This window comes from Cryobacterium sp. RTC2.1 (assembly GCF_035018685.1).
GTDB lineage: Bacteria > Actinomycetota > Actinomycetes > Actinomycetales > Microbacteriaceae > Cryobacterium > Cryobacterium glucosi.
Window position 1 is genome coordinate 1 of record NZ_JASJXJ010000054.1, and the last position, 22037, is coordinate 22037.

The window sequence follows — 22037 nt, forward strand, 5'->3', positions numbered from 1 at the left end:
CTGGTGCACCACCCGCGGAGCGGCGGAACACCCGCGTTCGACCTTGCCGGCCCGGTGGGGGCTCAGGACTTCCGTGAACCGCCCGACTTCGCCGGCTTCCGAGACTTCCCGGCCTTCGACTTTGCGGATTTCTTGTGGGACTTCGCTGGCTTCGGGGACTTCGCCGGCTGTAGCGAAGCGGACGGGACCGCAGAAGGGAAGGAGGCAGCCTGCGCGCCGCTCGGGTCGGCATCCGCTGCACGTGTCGCCGGCACCGAATCGGCCAGCGGATCACTCTCCCCCGCCGCAGCCCGGCGGTACCCCTGCAACCAGGCGTCGAGATCGTCGAACACTGTGGGCGCGAGCGAGTAGATGCGTTGCTGGGCGCGAGGCTCCACCGCGACAAAGCCCGCCTCGCGCAGCGCGCGCAGGTGCCGGGAGGTTCCGGGCTGGCTGAGGCCCAGGTGCGCCGCGAGTTGGCCGGTGCTGCGGTCGCCGAGTCGCAATTCGGCGAGAATCGCGCGGCGGTTCCCGTCGACGAGGACATCGAAGGCGGTTTGCAAGTCCAAGATGTGCATGCATTCAGTATGTACTCGGCTTATATAAGCCTCAAACGCATATACGAGACACTTCCTGGCTAGGGAATGGCGCCCGCTGTCGCCTCCAGGTCGGAGATCGGGCGGTCGCGCTGGGTCGCGATCGCGGCGCCCGCGGCCACGCAGACCACGACGATCGCGATCTGCTGCTGGAGCAGCAGAGTTTCCCCGAGCACGAGCACACCGAATATCGCCGCGATGACCGGTCCGAAGCTCGTGATGATCGCGTAGAGCCGCGGGGTGATCCGGCGCAGGATGTACGTGTCGAGCACGTACGGGAATGCAGAGGAGAGCACCCCGATCGCGAGCAGCAGCCCGAGCACACCCCAGTCGAGCCGGGTGTAGTCGACGGTGAGGAGCGCAAACGGCACGAGCAGGGTGAGACTGACGACGCTCGCGACCGAGATGCCCTCGAGGCCGGGGAAGGTCACGGCGACCCGTCGGGTCAGCAGGATGTACCCGGCCCACGCCGCCGCCGCGACGAGGGCGTAGAACAGGCCGAGCAGGTTGATCTCTCCGGAGGACCAGGTCAGCAGGAAGACTCCCCCGGCCGCCGTGGTCGCGCAGATGAAGTCGAGCGGTCGCCGCGAGGTGAAGAGGGCGAGGGAGAACGGGCCCAGGAATTCGATCGTCGCAGCAATGCCGAGCCCGAGCAGGTGCACCGCCTCGTAGAAGGCGAGGTTCATCACGGCGAGGTCAAGTCCGAGAAGGAGCGCGGGCCAGAGCAGCCGCCACGTCAGGGTCGACAGCTTCGGTCGGTAGAACGGCAGGACCGCGCAGGCCATCACGATCTGCCTGGCCGCGACGACGACGGGGGAACCGACGATCGGGATCGCGAGTCCGGCGAGCGAGGAGCCGTAGTTGATGCTGACCTCGGTGACGAGCTGGGCACCGGCCCCCGCCAGCCGTTTGGATTTCGCCGTCACGCCGGGCGCCCCTGTCTCGTTCACGATGTCGTGCCGCGCGGATCGCGCTCGAATTCGAGGCTAGCGGGTGACGGGACGGTTCAAGGCCCGGCCCACGCCTCGGCCAGGAGTGTGACCGTTTCGTCATCGGAGAGCTGGTGGAAGTCGACGTAGAACTGGCCGATCGCCCAGAACTGCTCGGGGGTCTGCACCACGACGACGTCGTCCGCGAGCCCGCGCATCTCCTCGACGACATCGGCCGGGGCGACGGGCACCGCAAGGACGATACGGGCGGCGCCCTGGCGCTTCACTGCGGCGAGGGCCGCCTTGGCCGTCGCTCCCGTGGCCAGCCCGTCGTCCACGACCACGACGACCCGTCCGTCTGGGTTCACCCGGGGACGGTCTCCGAGATAGGCGGCGCGCCGCCGCTCGATCTCGGTGAGCTCCCGGCGCCTGGCCCGGCCGAGTCCCGCGGCGTCGGCCCCGGTCTCGACGAAGACGTCCTCGTTGACGATCATCTGGGCGTCTGCCCCGTCCACGACGGCGCCCATCGCGACCTCGGGGAATCCGGGTGCACCGAGCTTGCGCACGAGGATCAGGTCGAGGGGAGCGTGCAGGCGCCGGGCGACCTCGAGGGCGACCGGCACTCCGCCGCGTGGCAGCGCATAGACGACGGGGTCGGTGAGGTCCAGCTCGGCGACGAGCTCGGCGAGCAAGCGGCCGGCGTCGCGGCGATCGGTGAACATGGGGCCTCCCGGTTCCTCCCGGTTCCTCCCGGACTCTCCCGGTTCACTGTGGAGAGTAGCCCCGCGTGCGCCTCTACCGGAAGACCGAGCGGGCGACGGCCGACACCTCGAGGGGAACACCCGCCGGCAGCACGAGGGTGAGGATGGGCGGGCGCCAGTACGCACTCAGGGACACCGTCGCACTCTGACCGTCTGCGGATGCCGCCCGGCTCACGACCAGTTCCTCGAGGGTGGGGTGCGGGGCCGCCGCGAGGTAGGCATCCGCTGCCGTGCGTACCGCACCGGAATCGAGTTCGGTGCGCAGCGGGACCGCCGAACCATCCGGGGCGATGGTGACCGCGTCCAGGGTGTACGCCTCAGCTGCGGCGAGCGCGGCACCGTCCGCGAGGGTGAGCAGGCGTTTCCGCTCGAGGTAGAGGGACGATGCGGCCACGACCAGGAGGATCACGACGAGCGCGAGAAAGCCGTAGAAGATGGTGAGCAGGAGGGTGGAACCGGTGTCGTCCGACAGGTCGTCCGGCCTGTCGGCGGCTCGCACCTCGGGCGCCCGGCGTCGTGGTCGCACGGTCATGGTCCGGTCCCCGGCTGCCAGAATCGGGACACGGTCTGGGTCGCGTTCGACTCGAGGGGCACGCTCGCCGTCCCGGCCAGCCCAGGCACGTCCGGTACAAGGGGCAGGGACACCCGCAGGCGCACGGTGACCGTCACTGCGGTGCGGCGTTTCAGGCATCCGCCGGCCGCGGCCGCGCAGTCGATCGACACCTGCGCGTCCCCGGCCGGAAGGCCGTAGTCGGCGAGGGCGAAGTCGACCGCGCGCTGAGCGCGCTCCGCCGCGACTGCCTCGCTCGGCGCGCGCACATAGACCCGGGCGGCCTGCCGGGCGGCGCCCTCCACGGCGAGCGCGCCGCCCTGAAGCACGGACATGGCGAGCACGAGGTAGACGAGCGGCACAAGGAGAATCATGCCCGTCGTGATGAATTCGAGGGACGCTGACCCGTGGTCAGAGCGCAGTCGGCGGGAGATTCGTTTCACAAAACCGGCGGGGGCTGAATGACGGGTGGCGTCTGCCTCAGTCCGAGCCTTCGACGACGGCACGCCCGATCACCTCCAGGCTCCGATCGGGGCCGAGCAACCCGAGCAGCGGAAGCGGGGCGACCACCCGCATCCGCACGGTTGGGAAGCCTCTGTCACTCGCGTAGGTCGCGGTCACGTCGGTCGCGAAGGCGGGACCGAGCGCGGCCACGATCAGGTCCCGGGTGCGCGCGGTGCCGGCATCGAGGCCGGTGTCGGCGAGCGAACCGTAACGTGCGCCCTCGGCGGCGGCATCGAGCACGGTGTTGCGCACGTGCAGCGCGAGTGCGAGTTGAAGCACGGTCAGGGTCAGCACCGTCAGCAGTGCCGCGACGAGCACGAACTCGGCCGGCGAGGAGCCGCGGTCGGCACCGAAATCGAGGCGCAGCATCCCTCGCCGACCGCCGGTCTGCGGCGCGACGCCGTGCGCCGGGCGGGCCGAACCCGTCAGAGTCCGCTCACCCGGTTGATCGCCTGTTGGAAGATGCCGCTCAGCGCCGGCCCGGCGAGACCCCAGATCACGATCACCAGCCCGGCGGTCATCAGCGTGATCAGGACCCAGCCGGGCACGTCCCCGGTGTCGTCGTGCCTCGCCGTCCACTGCCTGCGGATGCGCCGCGTCAGGGTATGCATGTTCGTCTCCTCTTCTCGGTGGTCGTCGTGTCGGTGCTTGTCGTGCAGGTGGTGAGGGTGCCAGGGTGCGGTCCATATATGCGGTCGAGGCCGGCACGGTCAGAAACCGGCCTGCAGGATGAAAAGGCCGGGGAAGATCGCGAACAGGATTGTCATGGGGAGGATCAGGAATACGAGCGGAACGAGCATCGCGACCTCTTTCTTCCCCGCGACCTCGAGGAGCTCGCGCTTGGTCTCCTCGCGGGCGTCCTGCGCCTGGGCGCGCAGCACCTCGGCGAGCGGGGTGCCGCGGTCGAGTGCACCGCCGACCTGGTCGACGAAGCGGGTCAGCGCCGTCAGTTGCAGGGACCTGGCGAGTGACTGGAGGGCCTCGACGAGCGGGATCCCGGAGTGCACCTCGGCGACGACGCCGGCGAATTCGCGGGACAGCTCCCCCGCGCTCGTGCGGGACACCCTGGCCAATGCATCGAGGATGCCTTCCCCGGCCGACAGGGACAGGGTGAGGAACTCGAGAATGGTCGGCAGCTCGGCACGCATCCTCGTGAGTCGGCTGTGTGCGGCTCGGCGCAGGAGCCCATCCCAGAGCAAGGCACCGCCGAGCCCGACGAGCACGGGGATCGCGGCAGCCGCCAGCACCGGGAGGGCGTGCAGGGCGGGGACGAACACGACCGCGACGAGGCCGGCGGCCAGGGACAGGAGTGCGCAGACGAGCTGCTGGGAGCGGAACTCGTCGAGGCTGCGCCGGTACCCCGATTGCCGGAGACGCCGTTCGACGGTGTCGGAACCGCCGAGGAGAGCCGCGAGTCCGCGTCGAAGCCGGCCGAAGACCGGCATGAACAGGGTGCCGAGCACCGGGATCGGATCGACGGTGGTGCGCCCGACGAACGCGCGGGCCTCCGGCGACACGTCCAGGATGTACGGGGCCAACCGGTCGGCCAGCCGGGGCCGGCTGAGCCGGGGGAAGACGCTCACGAGCGACCAGAGCCCGATACCGAGCACCGCGCCGAAGAACACACCCCACGCGAGCGGGGCGCTCACCGGAACCACCGGCGTTCCTCGGGCAGGCGGCCGATGAAGACCATCAGGCGGTATGCGATCACCGACACCACAAGTCCGGAGACGATCACGGCAACCCCGCTGCCGGTGTTGTATGCGACCGCTCCCTCCGGCCGGGAGGACAACAACAGGAGCACGATCCAGGGTGCGGCGACGCCGAGCCTTGCGGCGTTGACGACCCACGACTGCCGGGCTTCCACCTCCGCCCGAATCGCGGCATCCTGCCGCAGCCAGGCCGCGAGGTCACGGAGCACGAGGGTGAGGTCACTTCCCCCGACCTCCCTGGCCATCCGCAGGGTCTCCAGAATGCGGTCGGCCACCGGATCGGCAAGGCCGGCCTTGAGCCGGTCGACGGAGTAACCGAAACTCCCGGTCGCGCGGTAGTCGCGGGCGAAGTCGGCGAAGGCGGCCCTCGTCGGCACCGGCCCGGATTCGGCGAGCGTGCTGATGCTGTCGGGCAGGGCGAGGCCGGAGCGCACGCCCGAAACCAGGTGGTCGACGACGTCCGGCCAGACCGTACGGTGCGAGCGCCGCCGCTCGCGGGCCCGCCACAGCACGATCGTCATCGGCACCAGGGTGCCGACAACGCCGGCGACAAGGGCGAGCACCCTGACTCCGATCAACGCCTGGGCGAGGGCAGCGCAGGCCAGGCCCAGCAGGAGCGAAATCGCCGTGAACGCCGGGAGCGGCAGCGAGCCGAGGCCGGCAAGGGCGAGGGACCCGCGCAAGGTCGCAGGGCCGCGCGGCTGGGGCCGTCCGCTTGCGCCGTCAGCCGGGCTCGGGGGTGAATCCTGTGCGCCCGCCGCCACCCGGCGCCGCGGCCAGAGGAAGGGCGCGGCCATGAGCAGCAGGCCGGCGCCGAGGAGGCAGCCCAGCGCGAGCCTCATGCGCGGTCCGCCCGCAACACGATCGCGGGGTCGAGCCCCACCGCCCGGAACTTGGCCAGCTTGCCGGGGTGGCCGCCCGTCGGCGTGAGCCCGCCCCGGTCGGCGAGGAAGATCGGGCTCGCCTCGATCACGGTGCCGGCGAGCCGTCCGCTGACCGCGAGGATCTCCGTCACCCGCCGGCGCCCGTGCCGGTCGATCTCGCAGTGCACGACGATGTCGATGCACCCGGCGACGGTCGGCAGCACGAACGCGGAATCGATGTTGCGCCCCGCGAGCAACGGCAGCGTGCAGAGCTTGGCGAGGGCGTCCCTCGCACTGTTCGCGTGGATGGAGCACATCCCCGGCAGGCCGCTGTTGAGGGCGATCAGGAGGTCGAGGCTCTCGGCCTCGCGAACCTCGCCGACGACGAGGCGGTCGGGGCGCATCCGCAATGACTCCTTGATCAGTCGCCGCAAGGTGATCTCGCCACGACCCTCGAGGCTCGGCTGTCGGCACTGCATCGACACGACGTCGCGGGCGGACAGGTCGAGTTCGAAGGTCTCCTCGACCGTCACGATCCGTTCGTTGCGCCGGGTCGCCGACAGCAGGGCGTTCAGCATCGTGGTCTTCCCGGTCTGGGTGGCTCCCGACACGAGGATGTTCTGTCCGGCGAGCACGCACATCCGCAGGAACTCCGAGGCCTGCTGGGTGAGCGAGCCGAGGCCGACGAGCTGGTTCAGGTCGCGGATGCGCCGGGTGAACTTCCGGATGTTGACCGACCACTCCCGCGTGATGTCGGGAATCACGACGTGAAGCCGCGAACCATCCGGCAGGGAGGCGTCGACGAACGGTGAACTCAGGTCGACACGACGGCCGGAGGCCTGCAGCATCCGTTCGACGAGGTCGCGCACCTCCCGTGCGGTGAGGACCATGTCGGTGAGTTCGGGTACGCCGTCCCGAGCGACGAACACCAGGGACGGTCCATTGATCCAGATCTCCTCGATCTCCGGATCGTCGAGGAGCGGCTGGAGCGCCCCGAACCCGGTCAGCGAAGCGACGACTTCCCTGGCCGCCTGATGCTCGTCGGAGATGAGCGGATGCGCCCCGCCGAGCGCCCGCTCACTGTAGCGCTGGAGCTCGGCGCGCACGTATCGCTCGGCGAGGTTCTCGTCGGAGGCGAGGTCGACGCCGTCACGGCGCACCCGTGAGCGCACCTGCTCGGTGATGATGCGCACGGCCTCGCTCATGCGCACAGTGTGCCCGGACGGCCGGATCCCCGTTGAAGTTATCCACAGGCATCCGCCGTCCGGGCCGCACACCGGAATGGGCCAGTCGGATCAGCGGGCCGACCAGCCGCCGTCCATGCCGTAGCTCGAGCCGGTGACCATCGCCGCGTCCGTCGAGGCGAGCCACGCCACGAGCGAGCCGACCTCCGCCGGTTCGACGAGGCGCTTGACCGCGCTCTCGGTGAGCATGATCCGACTGAGCACCTCCGACTCGGGGATGCCGTGCACGACGGCCTGGTCGGCGATCTGCTTCTCGACCATCGGCGTGCGCACGTAGCCGGGACTCACACAGTTGCTCGTGACACCGTGGTCACCGCCCTCGAGGGCGGTCACCTTCGAGAGCCCCTCGAGCCCGTGCTTCGCCGAGACGTATGCGGCCTTGAACGGCGACGCACGGATGCCGTGCACCGAGGTGACATTGACCACCCGTCCGAAACCGCGTTTGTACATCCCAGGGAGCGCCGCCCGGATCAGCAGGAACGGGGCCTCGAGCATGAGGGCGAGGATCAGCCGGAAGTCGGCGGGGTCGAAGTCGGGGATCGGGTTGATGCGCTGGATCCCCGCGTTGTTCACGAGGATGTCCACGTCGCCGAGCACGTCCGCGAGCCGGGCGTCCGTCAGGGCCGGAGTGTCGGCGAGGTTGACGACCCACGTCGAACCGTGAACCTCCGCGGCGAGCACCGAAGCACTCGCCGCGTCGATGTCGGCGACCGTGACGTGGGCTCCGCGGGCAGCGAGGGAGCGCACGACGGCCTCGCCGATGCCGCTCGCTCCCCCGGTGACGAGGGCGCGCCTCCCTGCGAGGGACTGTTCCACGGTCAACGCAGCGTCGGGGCCGGTTCGAGGCCGTGCCTGGCGGCATCCGCCGCGTCGACGTCGCGGAGCGAGATGCCGTTGGTCTCCTTGAGCGTCACAACGGCGACGACCGTGATCGCACACGCGATCACGAGGTAGAACGCGACCGGCAGCCAGGACTTGTACTGCTGGAGCAGCGCCGTCGCGATGATGGGCGCGAGCGAGCCGGCGAGGATCGACGTGACCTGGTAGCCGAGGGAGACGCCGGAGTACCGCATCCGGGTCGGGAACATCTCGGCCATGATCGCCGGCTGCCCGGCGTACATGAAGGCGTGGAAGCACAGCCCGATCGTGATCGCGGCGACGATGACGACCGGGTTGAGGGTGTCGAACATCGGGAAGGCGAAGAACGCCCAGCTGGCCCCGAGAATCGCGCCGGTGAGGTAGATCGGTTTGCGGCCGAAGCGGTCGGAGAGCCTGCCGACCTGCGGGATCACGAGGAAGTGCACGACGTGGGCGATCAGCAGGGCCAGGAGCAACTGGCTGGTGTTGTACTTGTGCACCGTGACGAGGTAAACGATCGAGAAGCTCACGATCGTGTAGTAGAGGATGTTCTCGGCGAACCGCAGCCCCATCGCACCGAGGATGCCGCGCGGGTACTTGCGGACGACCTCCATCACGCCGTAGCTGATGGCCTTCTCGGCCTCGACCTGGGCGCGGGCCTCGAGGAAGATCGGCGCTTCGCTGACATGGGTGCGGATGTAGTAGCCGATCACCACGATGATCGCGGACAGCCAGAAGGCGACCCGCCAGCCCCAGCCGAGGAATTGCTCCGCAGGCAGGATCCACGACATGGTGAGCAGCACGAGGGTCGCGAGCAGGTTGCCGACCGGGACGGCGGCCTGCGGCCAGCTCGCCCAGAAGCCGCGGGACTTGTCCGGGCTGTGCTCCGCGACGAGCAGCACGGCGCCGCCCCATTCCCCGCCGACGGCGAAGCCCTGGATGAAGCGGAGTGCAACGAGCAGCGCGGGCGCCCAGTATCCGATCGTGTTGTAGCCGGGCAGGCAGCCCATCAGGAAGGTCGCGGCCCCGACGAGGATGATCGTGACCTGCAGGGTGTGCTTGCGGCCCAGGCGATCGCCGATCTGGCCGAAGACGATGCCTCCGAGCGGCCGGGCGATGAAGCCCACCGCGTAGGTGAGGAACGCGGCGATGATCCCGTCGAGTTCGCTGCCCGCGTTCGGGAAGAAGAACTTGCCGAAGACGAGGCTCGCCGCGGTCGCATAGAGGAAGAATTCGTACCATTCGACGACCGTGCCGACCATCGAGGCGGCCACGATCTTCCTGAGGCCGGAGGTTTCTTCCCGGTTGTCGCGGGATCCCGCGCCTCCGGGGCTGTCGGCAGTGATGCGTTCGTTGACGCTCATGTCTGTCTCCTTCGGTGTCTTCGCTGACACTGTCGCTGGATGCCGGGGGCGGGTCGCCGCCCTGGCTCCACCGAGTATCGCCGCCCGTCGGCTCTGCGGCCATGACCACTTCCGAACTCCGTGTGTGCATAATTGCAGATATGACCGGACCCCGCCCCACCCTGCCGCCGAACGCCGACGACCTTCTCGTGCTGCTCGCGGTCGCACGCAGCGGCCGTTTCGTGACCGCGGCGGAAAGCCTCGGCCTCAATCACACCACGGTCTCGCGCCGCATTGCAGCCCTCGAGAAGGCGCTCGACGGCCGGGTGCTGTCCCGCACGGTCGGCGGCTGGGAGCTCACGGAACTCGGCTCCCGCGCGGTCAACGCCGCGGAAAACGTCGAGGCCGCCGTCTCCCTGCTCGGCGGCCCTCCCGGGCAGGCCGCTCAGCTCTCCGGCGTCGTGCGGCTCTCGGCGACGGATGGCTTCAGCGCGTACATCGCAACGCCGGCGGTCGCCGCGCTGCAGCGCCGGCATCCCGGCCTGCGGGTCGAGATCGTCACGGTGACGCGGCGCGCGCTCCAGCACCGGTCGGGACTCGATATCGAGGTCGTCGTCGGAGAGCCTCAGGTGCACCGGGCCGACGCGATCCTGCTCGGGCACTATGTCCTGGGCATGTATGCGTCGCGGGACTACCTGGCCGAGAACGGCACGCCCGTGAGCGTTGCAGAGCTCACCGAGCATCCGCTCGTCTACTTCGTCGATTCGATGCTGCTCGTCGACGACCTCGATGCCCCCAGGCGGCAGGTGCCGTCGATGCGCCCCTCACTGAGTTCGACCAACGTGTTCGTGCACGTCGAAGCGACCAGGGCGGGAGCAGGGATCGGTTTCCTGCCGTGTTTCATGGCCGACCAGCACCCGGACCTCGTGCGCCTCCTGCCGGACAAGTTCAACGAGGAACTGCCGTACTGGATGGTGCTCCGCGCCGAGTCCCTGCACCAGCCCGCCGTCGCCGCCGTCGTCGACGCCCTCCGTGCCCGAACCGCGGCGTTCACCCACGCCCTGCAGGGCCGCGGAGGGGCAGGCTGACCAGACGATCTGGCTACACTGGAACGGCACAAGCGGGAGTGGTGAAATTGGCAGACACGCAGGATTTAGGTTCCTGTGCTTTCGAGCGTGGGGGTTCAAGTCCCCTCTCCCGCACATGATGAGCACATCGGCCCTCGACGGCCAACTGACCGATGTGCTCGCGAACACGGGCGTCATCGTGTTCTACCTGCTCGTCTGGGCCCTCGTCTTCGCCGGGACCGCGGTATTCCTCGGAGTCTTCATCCCGTTCATCACCGGGGATTCGCTCCTGTTCGGGTCCGGGCTCGTCGCGGCATCGGCGGCGAACGTGGACATCGTCGTGCTGATGATCGGAACCGGAATCGCCGCATTCCTCGGCGACCAGGTCGGATTCCTACTCGGGAGGCATTTCGGCCGCGGCTACCTCGATCGCCGCGGTGGCCGTCGCACCCGCGCTGCCATCGTGAAGACCGAGGCCTTCTACCGCAAGTACGGCTGGTGGTCGGTCGTGATCGCCCGGTTCATGCCCTGGGCGCGCGTCTTCGTGCCCGTCATCGCAGGGGTCGGCCGGATGAACTACTACCGGTTCCTCTCCAGTAACCTCGTCGGCGCACTCGCCTGGGGCGTCGGGCTCACCCTGACGGGATACTTCGCGGCGAGCCTGCCCGGCGTGAAGAGCGCCGCGTACGTCATCGCCGGGGTCTTCATCGCGGCATCCATCTTCTTCGGAGGCCGCACCTGGCTCGCCGACCGCGCCGAGAACCGCCGGGACGCGGCCGGCGGCGGCCGACCAGACGGCCCGGCCGATACCCCGGCCGACGACCCCGCGGCCGGGTAATTCACGGGTTCCACCCTCCCTTTAGCGCTAGCCTGTAACAGACCATCCCTGCTCATCACCGTGCGGTCGCCATGGCCACCACCGACTGGAGTCATCTTCGTGCTCAACACTGCTCTCAACCACGCCGGACTCATCCCGTGGCTTGACCCGGTAAACCTCATCGACGGGTTCGGTCCATGGGCCCTGCTCGGAGTGTGCGCGATCATCTTCGCCGAAACCGGCCTTCTCGTCGGCTTCCTGCTGCCCGGCGACACCCTCCTCGTCATCACCGGCCTCCTCACCTTCGCGGGCGTCATCCACATCAACATCTGGTGGGTCGCCCTCGCCATCGGCTTCGCGGCGTTCCTCGGCGGCGAGGTCGGCTACCTGATCGGTCACAAGCTCGGCCCGCGCGTCTTCGAACGCAAGGAATCCGGACTGTTCAGCGTCGAGAACGTGCAGCGCACCAACGGTTTCTTCGAACGCTTCGGCGGCTTCGCCGTGATCATCGCACGCTTCGTGCCGATCGTGCGCACGTTCGCACCCGTCGCCGCGGGCGTCGGCCACATGAATTACCGCAAGTATTCCCTGTACAACCTCGTCGGCGCCATGATCTGGGGCGCCGGCCTCACCTTCGGGGGGTACTTCCTGGGGTACATCCCGCCGGTCGCCGACTTCGTCACGCACTACATCGACCTGATCCTGATCGCGGCCGTGCTCGGCACGCTCATCCCCACCGCGTTCCACTACGTGCAGTCCTCGCGCAAGGCGAAGAAGGCCAAGGCGCTCGCCGCGGCCGCGCCGGCGACGACCGACACCGGCAGCCTCGTCCTCGACGCGGATGTCTTCACCGGCCACCCCAAGCACGACGACTAACACTCCCCATCGCGGACTCCAGCGCGCGCTGCGTTCCGAATTCAGGAGCTGAGCCCGGCTGAACCGCTTCAGGAGTGCGTTGATCCCGGTTCCGGGCCTCAACTCCTGAATTCGGAACAGGCACGGACGTCTTTGAGTCGCGCGCGGGGAGAGGAAGCGGGAGGTCGGGGTCAGCGGTGCGGGAAGTCCTCGTGATCGGCATGCTCGGCCGGCTCGAGCTGGAACGTGGAGTGCTCGACATCGAAGTGGGTGCTGAGGCACTCCGAGAGGGCGTCGAGCAGCGCCCCTGAGCCGCCGGACTGCAGCACGGCGGGTTCGACGACGACGTGCGCACTGAACACGTGCGCGCCGGACGTGATCGCCCAGACGTGCACGTCGTGCACCGCTGCGACCCCCGGCGTTTCGATGAGGTGCCTGCGGATCTCTGCGACGTCGGTGTCGACGGGCACCGATTCGCTGAGCACCCGTACGACGTCTCTGAGCAGGGTGAAGCTGCGGGGCACGATCATGGCCGCGATCAGCAGGGACGCAATCGAGTCCGCCTGCTCGAAACCGGTGGTGAGGATGACCCCGGCCGCGACGATGACCGCGACGGAGCCGAGAGTGTCTCCGAGTACCTCGAGGTAGGCGCCACGCATGTTGATCGAGGAGCCGGCAGCAGGGCGCAGCAGGAGCAGCGCGCCGATGTTCGCGACGAGGCCGATCACGGCGACCCAGAGCATCGGTCCGGCCTGAACGTGGCCCTCGCCGGGCCCGAGCAGCCGGGAAACCGCGCCGATCACGACGGACACGGCGACGCCGAGCAGGATCAGCCCATTGATGAGCGCGCCGAACACTTCGGCGCGCTGGTAGCCGAACGTCTGCCGGTCCGTGGCCGGCCGGGCGGCCACGACGGTGGCGATGAGGGCGATGATCAGGCCGGCCAGGTCCGAGAACATGTGCCCGGCATCAGCGAGCAGGGCAAGCGACCCGGTCAGCCAGGCCCCTGCGACCTCGACGAGGAGCACGAGGGCGACGATCCCGATCGCGAAGGACAACCGGGTGCGATTGGTGGCGGATGCCTGCCCGTGCCCGTGCGCGTGATCGTGGCCCATGCCTCCACGCTAGGCGGTGCCGGGGCGCGTCGCCAGTTCAGCGCCCAGTTGGGAATGAGAGCCGTTATCAGGGCTTGAGCGGCGCCTCCGCCGGTATCGAGACCGGTGCCGGTGCCGGATCAGCCGAGCAGCTCCCGCAGTACGGGGACGAGCCCGTCGAAGGCGCGCGCCCGGTGGCTGTCGCGATTCTTGACGGATGCCGTCAGCTCCGCCGCCGAGATCGCATAACCGTCCGGGAGAAAGATCGGGTCGTACCCGAAGCCGCCGGCCCCCGCGGCCTCGGTCAGGATCCGGCCGGGCCACTCCCCCGTCACGACCCGTTCGGTGCCGTCCGGCAGCGCCAGGGCGGCGACGCAGGTGAAATGCGCGGTGCGGTGTTCCTCCGGCACGTCCCCGAGCTGCCAGAGCAGCAGGCGCAGGTTCTCGCCGGAATCCCTGGCCGGGCCCGACCAGCGTGCGGAGAAGATGCCCGGCGCGCCGCCGAGGATGTCGACGCAGATACCCGAGTCGTCCGCGATGGCGGGCAGGCCGGTGTGTGCCGCGGCTGCACGAGCCTTGATGAGGGCGTTCTCGGCGAAGGTCGTTCCGTCTTCGACGGGTTCAGGGCCGTCGTACGCGAGCACGTCGACCCCCGGGAGCTGCGGCGCGAGAATGCGGCGCAACTCGTCGACCTTGTGCGCGTTGTGGGTGGCCAGTACGAGCCGCATGGTGTCAGCGCCCATCCGTCAGCGCCCGAGGGCGGCGTTCTGCAGTTCGGTCAGGGTGACGGTCCCTGCGAGGGCGAGGTCGAGCAGTGAGTTCAGCTCCGCACGATCGAAGGGGGCGCCCTCCGCCGTGCCCTGCACCTCGACGAAGGAGCCCCGGCCGGTGACGACGACGTTCATGTCTGTCTCGGCACTCGAGTCCTCGGTATATGCGAGGTCGAGCATGGGAACGCCTTTGATGATGCCGACGGAAATCGCGGCGACGCTGTCGGTGAGGGGCTGCGCCTTCTGGCCGATGAACTTCTGCTGCCGACCCCACTCGAGCGCGTCGAAGAGTGCGACGTAGGCTCCGGTGATCGCGGCGGTACGGGTGCCGCCGTCGGCCTGGAGCACATCGCAGTCGATCACGATGGTGTTCTCGCCGAGCGCCTTCATATCGACGACCGCTCGGAGGCTGCGGCCGACAAGACGGCTGATCTCGTGCGTTCGGCCGCCGATCTTGCCCTTGACCGCCTCGCGGGCCATCCGCTCGTTCGTGGAACGCGGGAGCATCGCGTATTCCGCGGTGACCCAGCCCTTGCCCTTGCCGCTCATCCAGCGCGGGACACCGTTGGTGAACGACGCGGTGCAGAGCACCTTCGTGCGTCCGCAGGAGATGAGCGCGGACCCTTCGGCCTGGTCGCTCCAGCCGCGTTCGATCGTGACCGGCCTTAGTTCGTCGATGGCCCGTCCGTCTGCGCGCACGATGTCGGTCATGAGGTCTCCTTGGTGTGCCGGGCATCCCTCGGGTGGAGGAGGGACGCTGCGTGGTTGTGCTCGGAATTAGGGTGGGTTGCTGCGAACTCGACGAGCTCGCTGAGACTGAAGACACCGGTCTCGACCAGGTCGACGTTCGAGACCTCCGGGCCGGCCAGGCGATGGGCGAGGTCGAGGAAGTCATCGGCGCTGTTGCCCGTCGCCTCGTAGCGGTAACTCGGAGGTGCCTTCTCGGTGCGGGCGAGGCCCTGCCCGACGAGGATCCGGTAGACGTCGTTGGCGGTTTCGGTGTCGCTCGAGACGATTGACACGGCGTCGCCCATCACGTACGAGATCGCGCCGCGCAGGAACGGGTAGTGCGTACAGCCCAGCACGAGGGTGTCGATGTCCGCAGCGCGCAGGGGGGCGAGGTATTCCTCGGCGACGGCGAGCACCTCGTCGCCGGTCGTGACCCCGGCTTCGACGAATTCGACGAATCGGGGGCAGGCCCTGGTGAAAAGCCTGATGTTCGTCGCTGCCGCGAAGGCGTCCTCGTATGCCCGTGAATTCACGGTGCCGATCGTGCCGATCACACCGACCCTGTTGTTGCGGGTCGTGCCGACCGCGCGTCGCACGGCGGGCTGGATGACCTCGACCACCGGGACGCTGTAACGCTCCCGCGCATCTCGGAGCACAGCGGCCGACGCGGTGTTGCAGGCAATTACCAGCATCTTCACGTCCTGGGCCACGAGGTCGTCGAGAACCTTGAGTGCGAAGCCGCGGACGTCGGCGATCTTCTTCGGCCCGTACGGCGAATTGGCCGTGTCTCCGATGTACAGAATCGACTCGTTGGGCAGCTGGTCCTTGATCGCCCGAGCGACGGTCAAACCGCCGACGCCAGAATCGAAAATTCCTATGGGTGCATCCGTCACGACAATCGAGCTTAGTCGGCCCGGCTGACCGAGGCTCCGAGGCCGTGCGGGCGCCCGCGTGTACCACGCCGGGAATATGGCCGTAACTACACTCGAAAGAGGGTTCCCGCCAACCGACGGTCGCCGCGCAGGACGGCGTCAGATTCGCCGTCGAGGAGATGATCGTCATGATTGACCGAGTCGTAATCACCGGGTTGGGCGCTCTCACGCCCCTGGGCAACACCTGGCGGGAGACCTGGTCCGGCCTCACGAACGGTCGCAGCGGCGTCGCACGCATCACCCAGTTCGACCCCTCCGGATTGCCCACCCGCATCGCGGGCGAGGTCAAGAACTTCATCGCCTCAGAGCGGATGCCGTTCAAGCAGGCCAAGCGCGCCACACGCGCATCACAACTCGCCATCGCCGCGGCACGCGAAGCCGTCCAGGACGCCGGGTTCGGCGAATCCATGGAAGGCATCGACACCGCCGTCGTCGTCAACAGCGCCGTCTCGGGATATGCAGAGATCCAGGAGGCGACGGAACTCGTCAACTCGGGCGGCTCACGCCGGATCCCGCCGCGCTTCGTACCCTCCTCCCTGCTCAACATGGCCGCATGCGAGGTCGCGATCGACCTCGGCGTGCACGGCCCGGTCAACGCGAGCGCGCTCGCCTGTGCGAGCGGCGCATACGCCCTCCTCGAGGCACGCACGATGCTAATGATGGGCGACGCGGACGTCGTCATCGCCGGTGGCGTCGAAGCGGCGATCACCCCGGTGATGTTCGCCGGCCTCAATGCGATGCACGCGGCATCCACCCACAACGACTCGCCCGCCGAGGCAAGCCGCCCCTTCGACGCCGACCGGAGCGGACTCGTCTTCGGCGAGGGCGCCGTCATCTTCGTGATGGAACTCCTCTCCCACGCCAGGGCACGCGGAGCGAAGGTCTACGCCGAGGTGCTCGGCGGGGCGCTCACGAGCGACGGCTTCAGCATCGTCGCCCCTGACCCCACCGGACAGTACGCGAGCGCCGCGATGACGAAGGCGCTCACGAAGGCGAAGCTCAACCCGAGCGACATCGACGTGATCTGCGCGCACGGCACCTCGACGCAGGCCAACGACCGCGCCGAGACCTCCGCGATCCGGCGGGCGCTCGGGCACGCCGCCGACCGCATCGCCGTCACGGCGCCCAAGTCGATGACCGGCCACATGATCGGTGCGGCCGGGGCGTTGTCCGGACTGCTCTGTGCGCTGAGCATCAAGACGGGCATCATCCCCCCGACGATCAACTACACGACGCCGGACCCCGACTGCACGCTCGACTACGTGCCGCTCGTGGCCCGTGAGCGGCCCGTGCGCTACGCCCTCGCGAACGCCTTTGGCTTCGGCGGCCAGAACTGCATCGTCGCGTTCGGCGCGCTGTAGGGAGAGTATGACCCGGCGCGGCCGGGGCAGGCTGGGAACGCCGGCCGCGGCCCGTCCGCTGGGGCAACCCCGCCGGAGGAATAGGCTGGCCGCGTGACTGAATCCTCCGCGTTCCGCACCGACCGATACGAGCTCACCATGGTGGACGCCGCCATCCAGAGCGGCACCGCAGACCGGGAGTGCCTCTTCGAGGCGTTCGCCCGGCGGCTGCCGGATGGGCGCCGCTACGGCATCGTCGCGGGCACGGGGCGCCTGCTCGAGCTCATCCGGGACTTCCGATTCACGGATGCCGAGCTCACCTGGCTGCGCGACAACCACGTCGTGCGCACGCCCACCCTCGACTGGCTCGCCGACTACGCCTTCCGCGGCAATATCTGGGGCTACCAGGAGGGCGAGGCGTACTTCCCCGGCTCTCCCCTGTTCTCCGTCGAGGGCAGCTTCGCCGACGCCGTCGTGCTCGAAACCCTGGTGTTGAGCGTGCTCAACTACGACAGCGCCGTCGCTAGCGCGGCCGCGCGCATGGTCTCGGTGAGCCTCGGCCGGCCGATCGCCGAGATGGGCTCGCGCCGCACGAGCGAGTACGCCGCCGTCGCCGCCGCCCGCGCGGCGTACATCGCCGGGTTCGCGTCCACGAGCAATCTCGAGGCCGGGCGCAGCTGGGGCATCCCCACGATGGGTACGGCGGCCCATTCCTTCACGCTCCTGCACGACAGCGAAGCGGATGCCTTCGAAGCCCAGGTGGCGGCGTTCGGCTCCTCGACGACCCTGCTCGTCGACACCTACAACATCCAGGCCGGAATCGACAGGGCCGTCGCGGTCGCCGGGACAGGGCTCGGTTCGATCCGGATCGACTCAGGGGACCTCCCGACCGTCGTCGCCGGCGCGCGCGCCCAGCTCGACTCGCTCGGCGCGGTCAACACCCACATCACGGTGACAAGCGACCTCGACGAGTATTCGATCGCCGCACTGTCGGCGTCTCCCGTCGACGCGTTCGGCGTCGGCACCTCCCTCGTCACGGGTTCTGGTGCCCCCGCCGCCGGGATGGTCTACAAGCTCGTCGCGCACCGGAACGACGCCGGCGAGTGGGTGTCTGTCGCGAAGACATCCGCGGCCAAGGTCTCGGTCGGGGGCCTCAAGCGGGCCGTTCGACGTCTCGACGCGAGCGGAACGGCCCGCGCCGAGGTCGTCCTGCTCGGCGGCGACCCCGCAGACACGACGGAGCCCGCGGAGGAATCCGGGCGGGACCGGGTACTGCTCGTCCCGCTCGTCACAGACGGCGTGATCGACGAAAGCCACCTCGGGGCGGCCGGCACGGAACGCGCGAGACTGCACCATGCCTCTGTGATGCGTGAGCTGCCGATCGAGGCTTTCCGCCTCGGCCGCGGGGAGCCCGTCATCCCGACGATCTACGAGCAGGGTTAGACAGGTACGGGTAGACCGGAAGGGGTCTGCGGAACCGCTACTTCTTCATCGTGTCGTAGATCTCTTTACAGGTCGGGCAGATCGGGAACTTCTCCGGGTCGCGACCGGGAATCCACATCTTCCCGCACAGTGCCTTGACCGGCTTGCCGGAGATGGCGCTCTCGAGGATCTTGTCTTTGGGTACGTAGTGGGAGAACCGCTCGTGGTCGCCCGGTTCCATCTGCTCGGTGTTGAGCAGTTCCTCGAGCTCGCGGTCGAGCGTGGACGTACCGCCGCCCGGCTGGCCGGGGTTGCCCGGTTCGGCGATACTGGCGCGAATGATTCTGATCATGGGTCCTAGTCTAGGCAGCGTCAGGCTTCCCTCACGAGGGCGGCGGTGCGGCGGAGCCACGGGTCCTGGTCGCGCGCCCAGCGCTCGATGGCGGCATCCGCCCTGGTGCGAGGGAGTCCGGAGAGCCGTCCGACGAGGGGGCGGGTGACATCGCGGGCGAGCGGATCCGCGAGCGCGGCCAGCCGGGCGTCGCGGAGGAAGCCTTCGATCCGGGTGAGATCGGTGTTGGTCAGCAGTGCGACGTTCGACTGCAGCAGGACGACGGCGGCGAACCGGCGCTCGAAGACGGGAACGTCCCACAGCTCTGTGCTGAGCGCCGTGACCTCGTCATGCGTCAGCCCCGGGTACCGCCGGGCAGCGTCCCGGATCGTGCCCCGGATCGCCCCGATCGTCGCCCCGTAGAAGTCCAGGTCGCTTCCGAGTCTGGTCTTCTCCGCCTGGGCCCGGTATTCGTCCCCCTCGTTGCGCAGGGTGGTATCGACGAACTCGCAGGCGGCGCTCACCGACGGGTCAGGCGCGCAGCGCCGAGGCGAGCATCTCGGGTCCGCGGGCGTCGAACGTTCGGCCCCCGAGCCAGATGCCGCCCCAAAGGGTGAGCAGGCCGACGACGACACCGCTCGCGAGGGACGGCAGCAGCCAGACCGGATCGACAAAGAGGCCGAGGACCGCGAACCCGATCGCCGGGAGCGAGAGGATGACCGATCCGACGAGGGTCACGGACTGGATCAGCGCTGCCGCGGTGTCGGAGGCTTGCGGCTGCGTGAACGGACTGTCGCCTGGCTTGGATGCCGGGTAGGGGAAGCGCGCCGAGCTGTAGCTCGAGAAACCGAGTCCGGTCAGCAGGATGCAGGTGCTCACGCCGAGCACGGCGGGGAACGCGCCCCAGTCGCCGTACACGGCGACGCTGATGCACGAGCCGATGCCGATCAGTGGGATTCCGACCAGGAACGCGGGAACGAGCCGGCCCATCCGGTCGGCCATGCCCCGGGTGCCGGAGACGACGTGCAGCCAGATCGCGGTGTGGTCGAACGCGACGTCGTTGTGAAGCGCCCAGCCGAGGAAGATGCACATCAGCGGCACCGGCAGGAGCGCGAGGGCCTGGACCGGAACCCCGGCGAACGCGAGCGGGAGAACGACGAGCACCGGGATCACCGGGATCATCACGAGGGACATGCCGTAGCGGGGGTCCCTGCGCCAGTAGGTCAGGCTTCGTGCGGCAATGGCGCCCGCGGCATTGTTCGGCAGGCGGTCGAACCAGCCGAGGCCGCCGTACTCCTTGGCGACGGCTTCCCTGCCGGGTGAGACGAGCATCCGGCTCACGAGCGCTTGCCAGGCGACCCAGAGGACGAGCAGGAATGCCGCGGCCTCGAGCAGCTTGAGGAGTGCAGCACCCCAGTCCCCACCTGCCGCATCGCCGGGCGCCGACCAGGCCGCCCCGAGCGGAGTCCAGCCGAGGATACTGCTGAGGCCGCCGATGAAGCCCGTGCCGTAGAGACTCCAGTCGAGGTTGACCACGAGCACGGTGACGGGAGCGAACATGACGAGCAGGAGAACGCCGACGATTCCGGCGATCTCCCGCGCGCGGCGAGTGGCCAGCAGGAACGAAGCAATGGACGTACTGACCCGGGAGCCGAGCATGCAGGTGGCAAGGAGGAGCGCCGCGGACAGGACGGCGAACACGGTCTCACCGGGTCCGCGCGACCAGGTCACGATGGTGCCGAGCAGCACGATCGTGAGCACGATTGCGGGGACGCCGATCAGTGCGGACACGGCAAGCCCCAGCGACAGTTGCCGGTTGGGGATGCCCATGACCGCGAACTTGCGGGGGTCCATGCTGTCGTCGATGCCCGTCATGAGCGGAATCAGCAGGAAGCCGAGCACGACGAGCGAGCCGGCGACCACGATGCCGTCACGGATCGAACCGACGCCGTCGTCGACGAAGCGCAGGCCGACAAGCAGGGCGAAGATCCCGGCCGCGACCGCGAGCCCATAGAGCAGTCCGATCACGATGCCGACGACCTGCCAGGGGCTCCGCCGGAAGAGATTGCCGAAGAGCCGGAGCTTCAGTCCGAGAAACTGTGCAACCATTCCATCCCCTCCGCCACTTTTCGCCCTCCGGCGAGTTCGATGAATCGTTCTTCGAGGGTCTGCCCGCCACGCACCTCGTCGACAGTGCCGGCCGCGAGGACCTTGCCGTTGACGATGATCGCGACGTGATCGCAGACCCGCTGGATCAGGTCCATGCTGTGGCTCGAGAGGACGACGGTGCCGCCACTTGCAACGTACTTCTGCAGGATCTCGGTCACGTTGACTGCCGAGACCGGGTCGACGGATTCGAACGGTTCGTCGAGAACGAGCAGGCGCGGCGAGTGGATCATCGCGCAGGCCAGGGCGATCTTCTTGGTCATGCCCGCCGAGTAATCGGCGACCAGTCGGTTGAGTGCGTCCTCGAGTCCGAACGCAACGGCGAGGTCGGCGGATCGTTTCCGGACGGTCGCCCCGTCGAGCCCGCGGAGCACGCCGGCGTAGTAGAGCAGCTGGGCGCCGGTCAGGCGGTCGAAGAGACGCAGTCGGTCCGGCAGCACCCCGATGACGCGCTTCGCGGCGACCGGGTCGCTCCAGACGTCGATGCCGTGGACCTCGATCGAACCGTCGTCCGGACGGAGGAGGCCGGTGACCATGGAGAGGGTCGTGGTCTTGCCCGCACCGTTCGGGCCGACGATGCCGTAGAAGGAGCCGGTGCGGACCTCGAGGTTGATTCCGGAGACGGCGAGCGTGCTTCCGAAAGACTTACGCAGGGCCGTGACAGAGAGGACGACAGGGGCGGGTGCGGTACGGGCACCGGGAGCGATGGCGAGGTTCGCGGCAGCCGGCTCGGCAGGCTCGACCTCTGGCTCTGGCTCCGGTTCCGGTTCGGGTTCCGGCTCGGGTTCTGGTTCCGGTTCCGGTTCGGACACGAGCTCCGGCACGGGCGGGGCCTGCGGCTCCACCGAGTGCACGGTTTCGGGCTCGGTTTCTGTCTCGGGCACGAGTTCGGTTTCCGACTCGGTGACGGGCTCAGTTTCGGGCTCACTGGGGAGATCGGTGACGGGCTCCGCGTCAGGCTCGGTTGCGGGCTCGGTGACGGTCGCCGGCTCGTCGAGAGTCGAGGACCCTGCCGCCTTCGCGACGATCGGCACGGGTGCTGCGGCGACGACGGGCCCGGGGTCGGGCTCCGGAGCGTCGATCGGCTCAGGGACAGCGACGAGTCCCGGTTCCGGAACGGATGGGGCAATCGGCTCACCAGCACGAACCGGTGCCGGTACCGGCATGACCTTGGT

The 22037-nt window shown here is 68.8% G+C and carries 25 protein-coding genes and 1 tRNA gene; 6 read left to right on the plus strand and 20 right to left on the minus strand.

Annotation, left to right across the window (positions count from 1 at the left end; translation table 11 throughout):
* Window positions 1-62 precede the first annotated feature (62 nt).
* From QN357_RS08895 to QN357_RS08950, 12 genes are all read right to left on the minus strand, one after another.
* Window positions 63-557: a metalloregulator ArsR/SmtB family transcription factor gene (locus QN357_RS08895; RefSeq protein WP_322140899.1), complete on the minus strand. Its 495-nt coding sequence runs from the start codon at window positions 555-557 to the stop codon at window positions 63-65.
* Window positions 558-616: 59 nt separating this feature from the next.
* The gene (locus QN357_RS08900; RefSeq protein ID WP_134559445.1) at window positions 617-1501 is read right to left on the minus strand and encodes an EamA family transporter; all 885 of its coding nucleotides are present in this window, start codon (window positions 1499-1501) and stop codon (window positions 617-619) included.
* Between the two features lie 80 nt (window positions 1502-1581).
* Window positions 1582-2226 (minus strand): phosphoribosyltransferase, encoded by a 645-nt coding sequence (locus QN357_RS08905; protein ID WP_134559447.1) that lies wholly within the window; start codon window positions 2224-2226, stop codon window positions 1582-1584.
* Between the two features lie 73 nt (window positions 2227-2299).
* On the minus strand, window positions 2300-2797 hold the full coding sequence (locus QN357_RS08910) for a pilus assembly protein TadG-related protein (protein WP_134561739.1): 498 nt from the start codon (window positions 2795-2797) through the stop codon (window positions 2300-2302).
* Window positions 2794-3189 (minus strand): hypothetical protein, encoded by a 396-nt coding sequence (locus QN357_RS08915; protein WP_322135488.1) that lies wholly within the window; start codon window positions 3187-3189, stop codon window positions 2794-2796. Before QN357_RS08915 ends, QN357_RS08910 begins: the two co-directional genes overlap by 4 nt.
* A 106-nt stretch (window positions 3190-3295) precedes the next feature.
* Window positions 3296-3688: a TadE/TadG family type IV pilus assembly protein gene (locus QN357_RS08920; protein WP_134559449.1), complete on the minus strand. Its 393-nt coding sequence runs from the start codon at window positions 3686-3688 to the stop codon at window positions 3296-3298.
* A gap of 56 nt (window positions 3689-3744) precedes the next feature.
* Complete coding sequence (locus tag QN357_RS08925) at window positions 3745-3930, minus strand: hypothetical protein (protein ID WP_134447281.1); 186 nt, start codon at window positions 3928-3930, stop codon at window positions 3745-3747.
* 99 nt (window positions 3931-4029) lie between these two features.
* The gene (locus QN357_RS08930) at window positions 4030-4977 is read right to left on the minus strand and encodes a type II secretion system F family protein (RefSeq protein ID WP_323504782.1); all 948 of its coding nucleotides are present in this window, start codon (window positions 4975-4977) and stop codon (window positions 4030-4032) included.
* Window positions 4965-5873: a type II secretion system F family protein gene (locus QN357_RS08935; protein WP_134559450.1), complete on the minus strand. Its 909-nt coding sequence runs from the start codon at window positions 5871-5873 to the stop codon at window positions 4965-4967. Before QN357_RS08935 ends, QN357_RS08930 begins: the two co-directional genes overlap by 13 nt.
* Window positions 5870-7099 carry a CpaF family protein gene (locus tag QN357_RS08940; RefSeq protein WP_134559451.1) on the minus strand — a complete coding sequence of 410 codons (1230 nt, stop codon included), beginning with the start codon at window positions 7097-7099 and terminating at the stop codon, window positions 5870-5872. Before QN357_RS08940 ends, QN357_RS08935 begins: the two co-directional genes overlap by 4 nt.
* 90 nt (window positions 7100-7189) lie before the next feature.
* Window positions 7190-7954, minus strand: coding sequence for a 3-hydroxybutyrate dehydrogenase (locus QN357_RS08945; RefSeq protein ID WP_134445808.1), 765 nt, complete (start codon window positions 7952-7954; stop codon window positions 7190-7192).
* Between the two features lie 2 nt (window positions 7955-7956).
* Window positions 7957-9360 carry an MFS transporter gene (locus QN357_RS08950; RefSeq protein WP_134445809.1) on the minus strand — a complete coding sequence of 468 codons (1404 nt, stop codon included), beginning with the start codon at window positions 9358-9360 and terminating at the stop codon, window positions 7957-7959.
* A gap of 101 nt (window positions 9361-9461) precedes the next feature.
* Here QN357_RS08950 and QN357_RS08955 point away from each other — a divergent pair, with 101 nt between their 5' ends.
* From QN357_RS08955 to QN357_RS08970, 4 genes are all read left to right on the plus strand, one after another.
* Window positions 9462-10427 carry a LysR family transcriptional regulator gene (locus tag QN357_RS08955; RefSeq protein WP_134445810.1) on the plus strand — a complete coding sequence of 322 codons (966 nt, stop codon included), beginning with the start codon at window positions 9462-9464 and terminating at the stop codon, window positions 10425-10427.
* Between the two features lie 32 nt (window positions 10428-10459).
* Window positions 10460-10541 (plus strand) — tRNA-Leu (locus QN357_RS08960).
* A 1-nt stretch (window position 10542) separates the two neighbouring features.
* Window positions 10543-11244 carry a DedA family protein gene (locus QN357_RS08965; protein WP_134445811.1) on the plus strand — a complete coding sequence of 234 codons (702 nt, stop codon included), beginning with the start codon at window positions 10543-10545 and terminating at the stop codon, window positions 11242-11244.
* 99 nt (window positions 11245-11343) lie between these two features.
* The gene (locus tag QN357_RS08970) at window positions 11344-12099 is read left to right on the plus strand and encodes a DedA family protein (RefSeq protein ID WP_166790663.1); all 756 of its coding nucleotides are present in this window, start codon (window positions 11344-11346) and stop codon (window positions 12097-12099) included.
* Window positions 12100-12269: 170 nt separating this feature from the next.
* Here QN357_RS08970 and QN357_RS08975 read toward each other — a convergent pair whose 3' ends face one another.
* From QN357_RS08975 to murI, 4 genes are all read right to left on the minus strand, one after another.
* Window positions 12270-13193, minus strand: a complete 924-nt coding sequence (locus tag QN357_RS08975) for a cation diffusion facilitator family transporter (RefSeq protein ID WP_134445812.1) — start codon at window positions 13191-13193, stop codon at window positions 12270-12272.
* A 119-nt stretch (window positions 13194-13312) separates the two neighbouring features.
* Complete coding sequence (gene rdgB, locus QN357_RS08980; protein ID WP_134445813.1) at window positions 13313-13915, minus strand: RdgB/HAM1 family non-canonical purine NTP pyrophosphatase; 603 nt, start codon at window positions 13913-13915, stop codon at window positions 13313-13315.
* A 3-nt stretch (window positions 13916-13918) separates the two neighbouring features.
* On the minus strand, window positions 13919-14653 hold the full coding sequence (gene rph, locus QN357_RS08985) for a ribonuclease PH (protein WP_134445814.1): 735 nt from the start codon (window positions 14651-14653) through the stop codon (window positions 13919-13921).
* Window positions 14650-15564 carry a glutamate racemase gene (gene murI / locus QN357_RS08990; RefSeq protein ID WP_322140904.1) on the minus strand — a complete coding sequence of 305 codons (915 nt, stop codon included), beginning with the start codon at window positions 15562-15564 and terminating at the stop codon, window positions 14650-14652. The genes rph and murI overlap by 4 nt, the downstream gene beginning before the upstream one ends.
* 167 nt (window positions 15565-15731) lie before the next feature.
* Here murI and QN357_RS08995 point away from each other — a divergent pair, with 167 nt between their 5' ends.
* Both QN357_RS08995 and QN357_RS09000 read left to right on the plus strand, forming a co-directional pair.
* A complete protein-coding gene (locus QN357_RS08995) occupies window positions 15732-16964 on the plus strand; it encodes a beta-ketoacyl-[acyl-carrier-protein] synthase family protein (protein ID WP_134445816.1) in 1233 nt (410 codons plus the stop codon).
* Between the two features lie 93 nt (window positions 16965-17057).
* The gene (locus QN357_RS09000) at window positions 17058-18386 is read left to right on the plus strand and encodes a nicotinate phosphoribosyltransferase (RefSeq protein ID WP_134445817.1); all 1329 of its coding nucleotides are present in this window, start codon (window positions 17058-17060) and stop codon (window positions 18384-18386) included.
* Between the two features lie 37 nt (window positions 18387-18423).
* Here the strand turns inward: QN357_RS09000 and QN357_RS09005 are convergent, their stop codons facing one another.
* The 4 genes from QN357_RS09005 to QN357_RS19570 form a co-directional block, all read right to left on the minus strand.
* Complete coding sequence (locus QN357_RS09005; RefSeq protein WP_322135441.1) at window positions 18424-18717, minus strand: DUF3039 domain-containing protein; 294 nt, start codon at window positions 18715-18717, stop codon at window positions 18424-18426.
* 20 nt (window positions 18718-18737) lie between these two features.
* On the minus strand, window positions 18738-19220 hold the full coding sequence (locus QN357_RS09010; RefSeq protein ID WP_134445819.1) for a DNA alkylation repair protein: 483 nt from the start codon (window positions 19218-19220) through the stop codon (window positions 18738-18740).
* Window positions 19221-19227: 7 nt separating this feature from the next.
* On the minus strand, window positions 19228-20805 hold the full coding sequence (locus QN357_RS09015; RefSeq protein ID WP_134561743.1) for a hypothetical protein: 1578 nt from the start codon (window positions 20803-20805) through the stop codon (window positions 19228-19230).
* A partial coding sequence (locus tag QN357_RS19570; protein WP_416347612.1) for an ATP-binding cassette domain-containing protein occupies window positions 20781-22037 on the minus strand: 1257 nt, incomplete at its 5' end. The genes QN357_RS09015 and QN357_RS19570, both read right to left, overlap by 25 nt.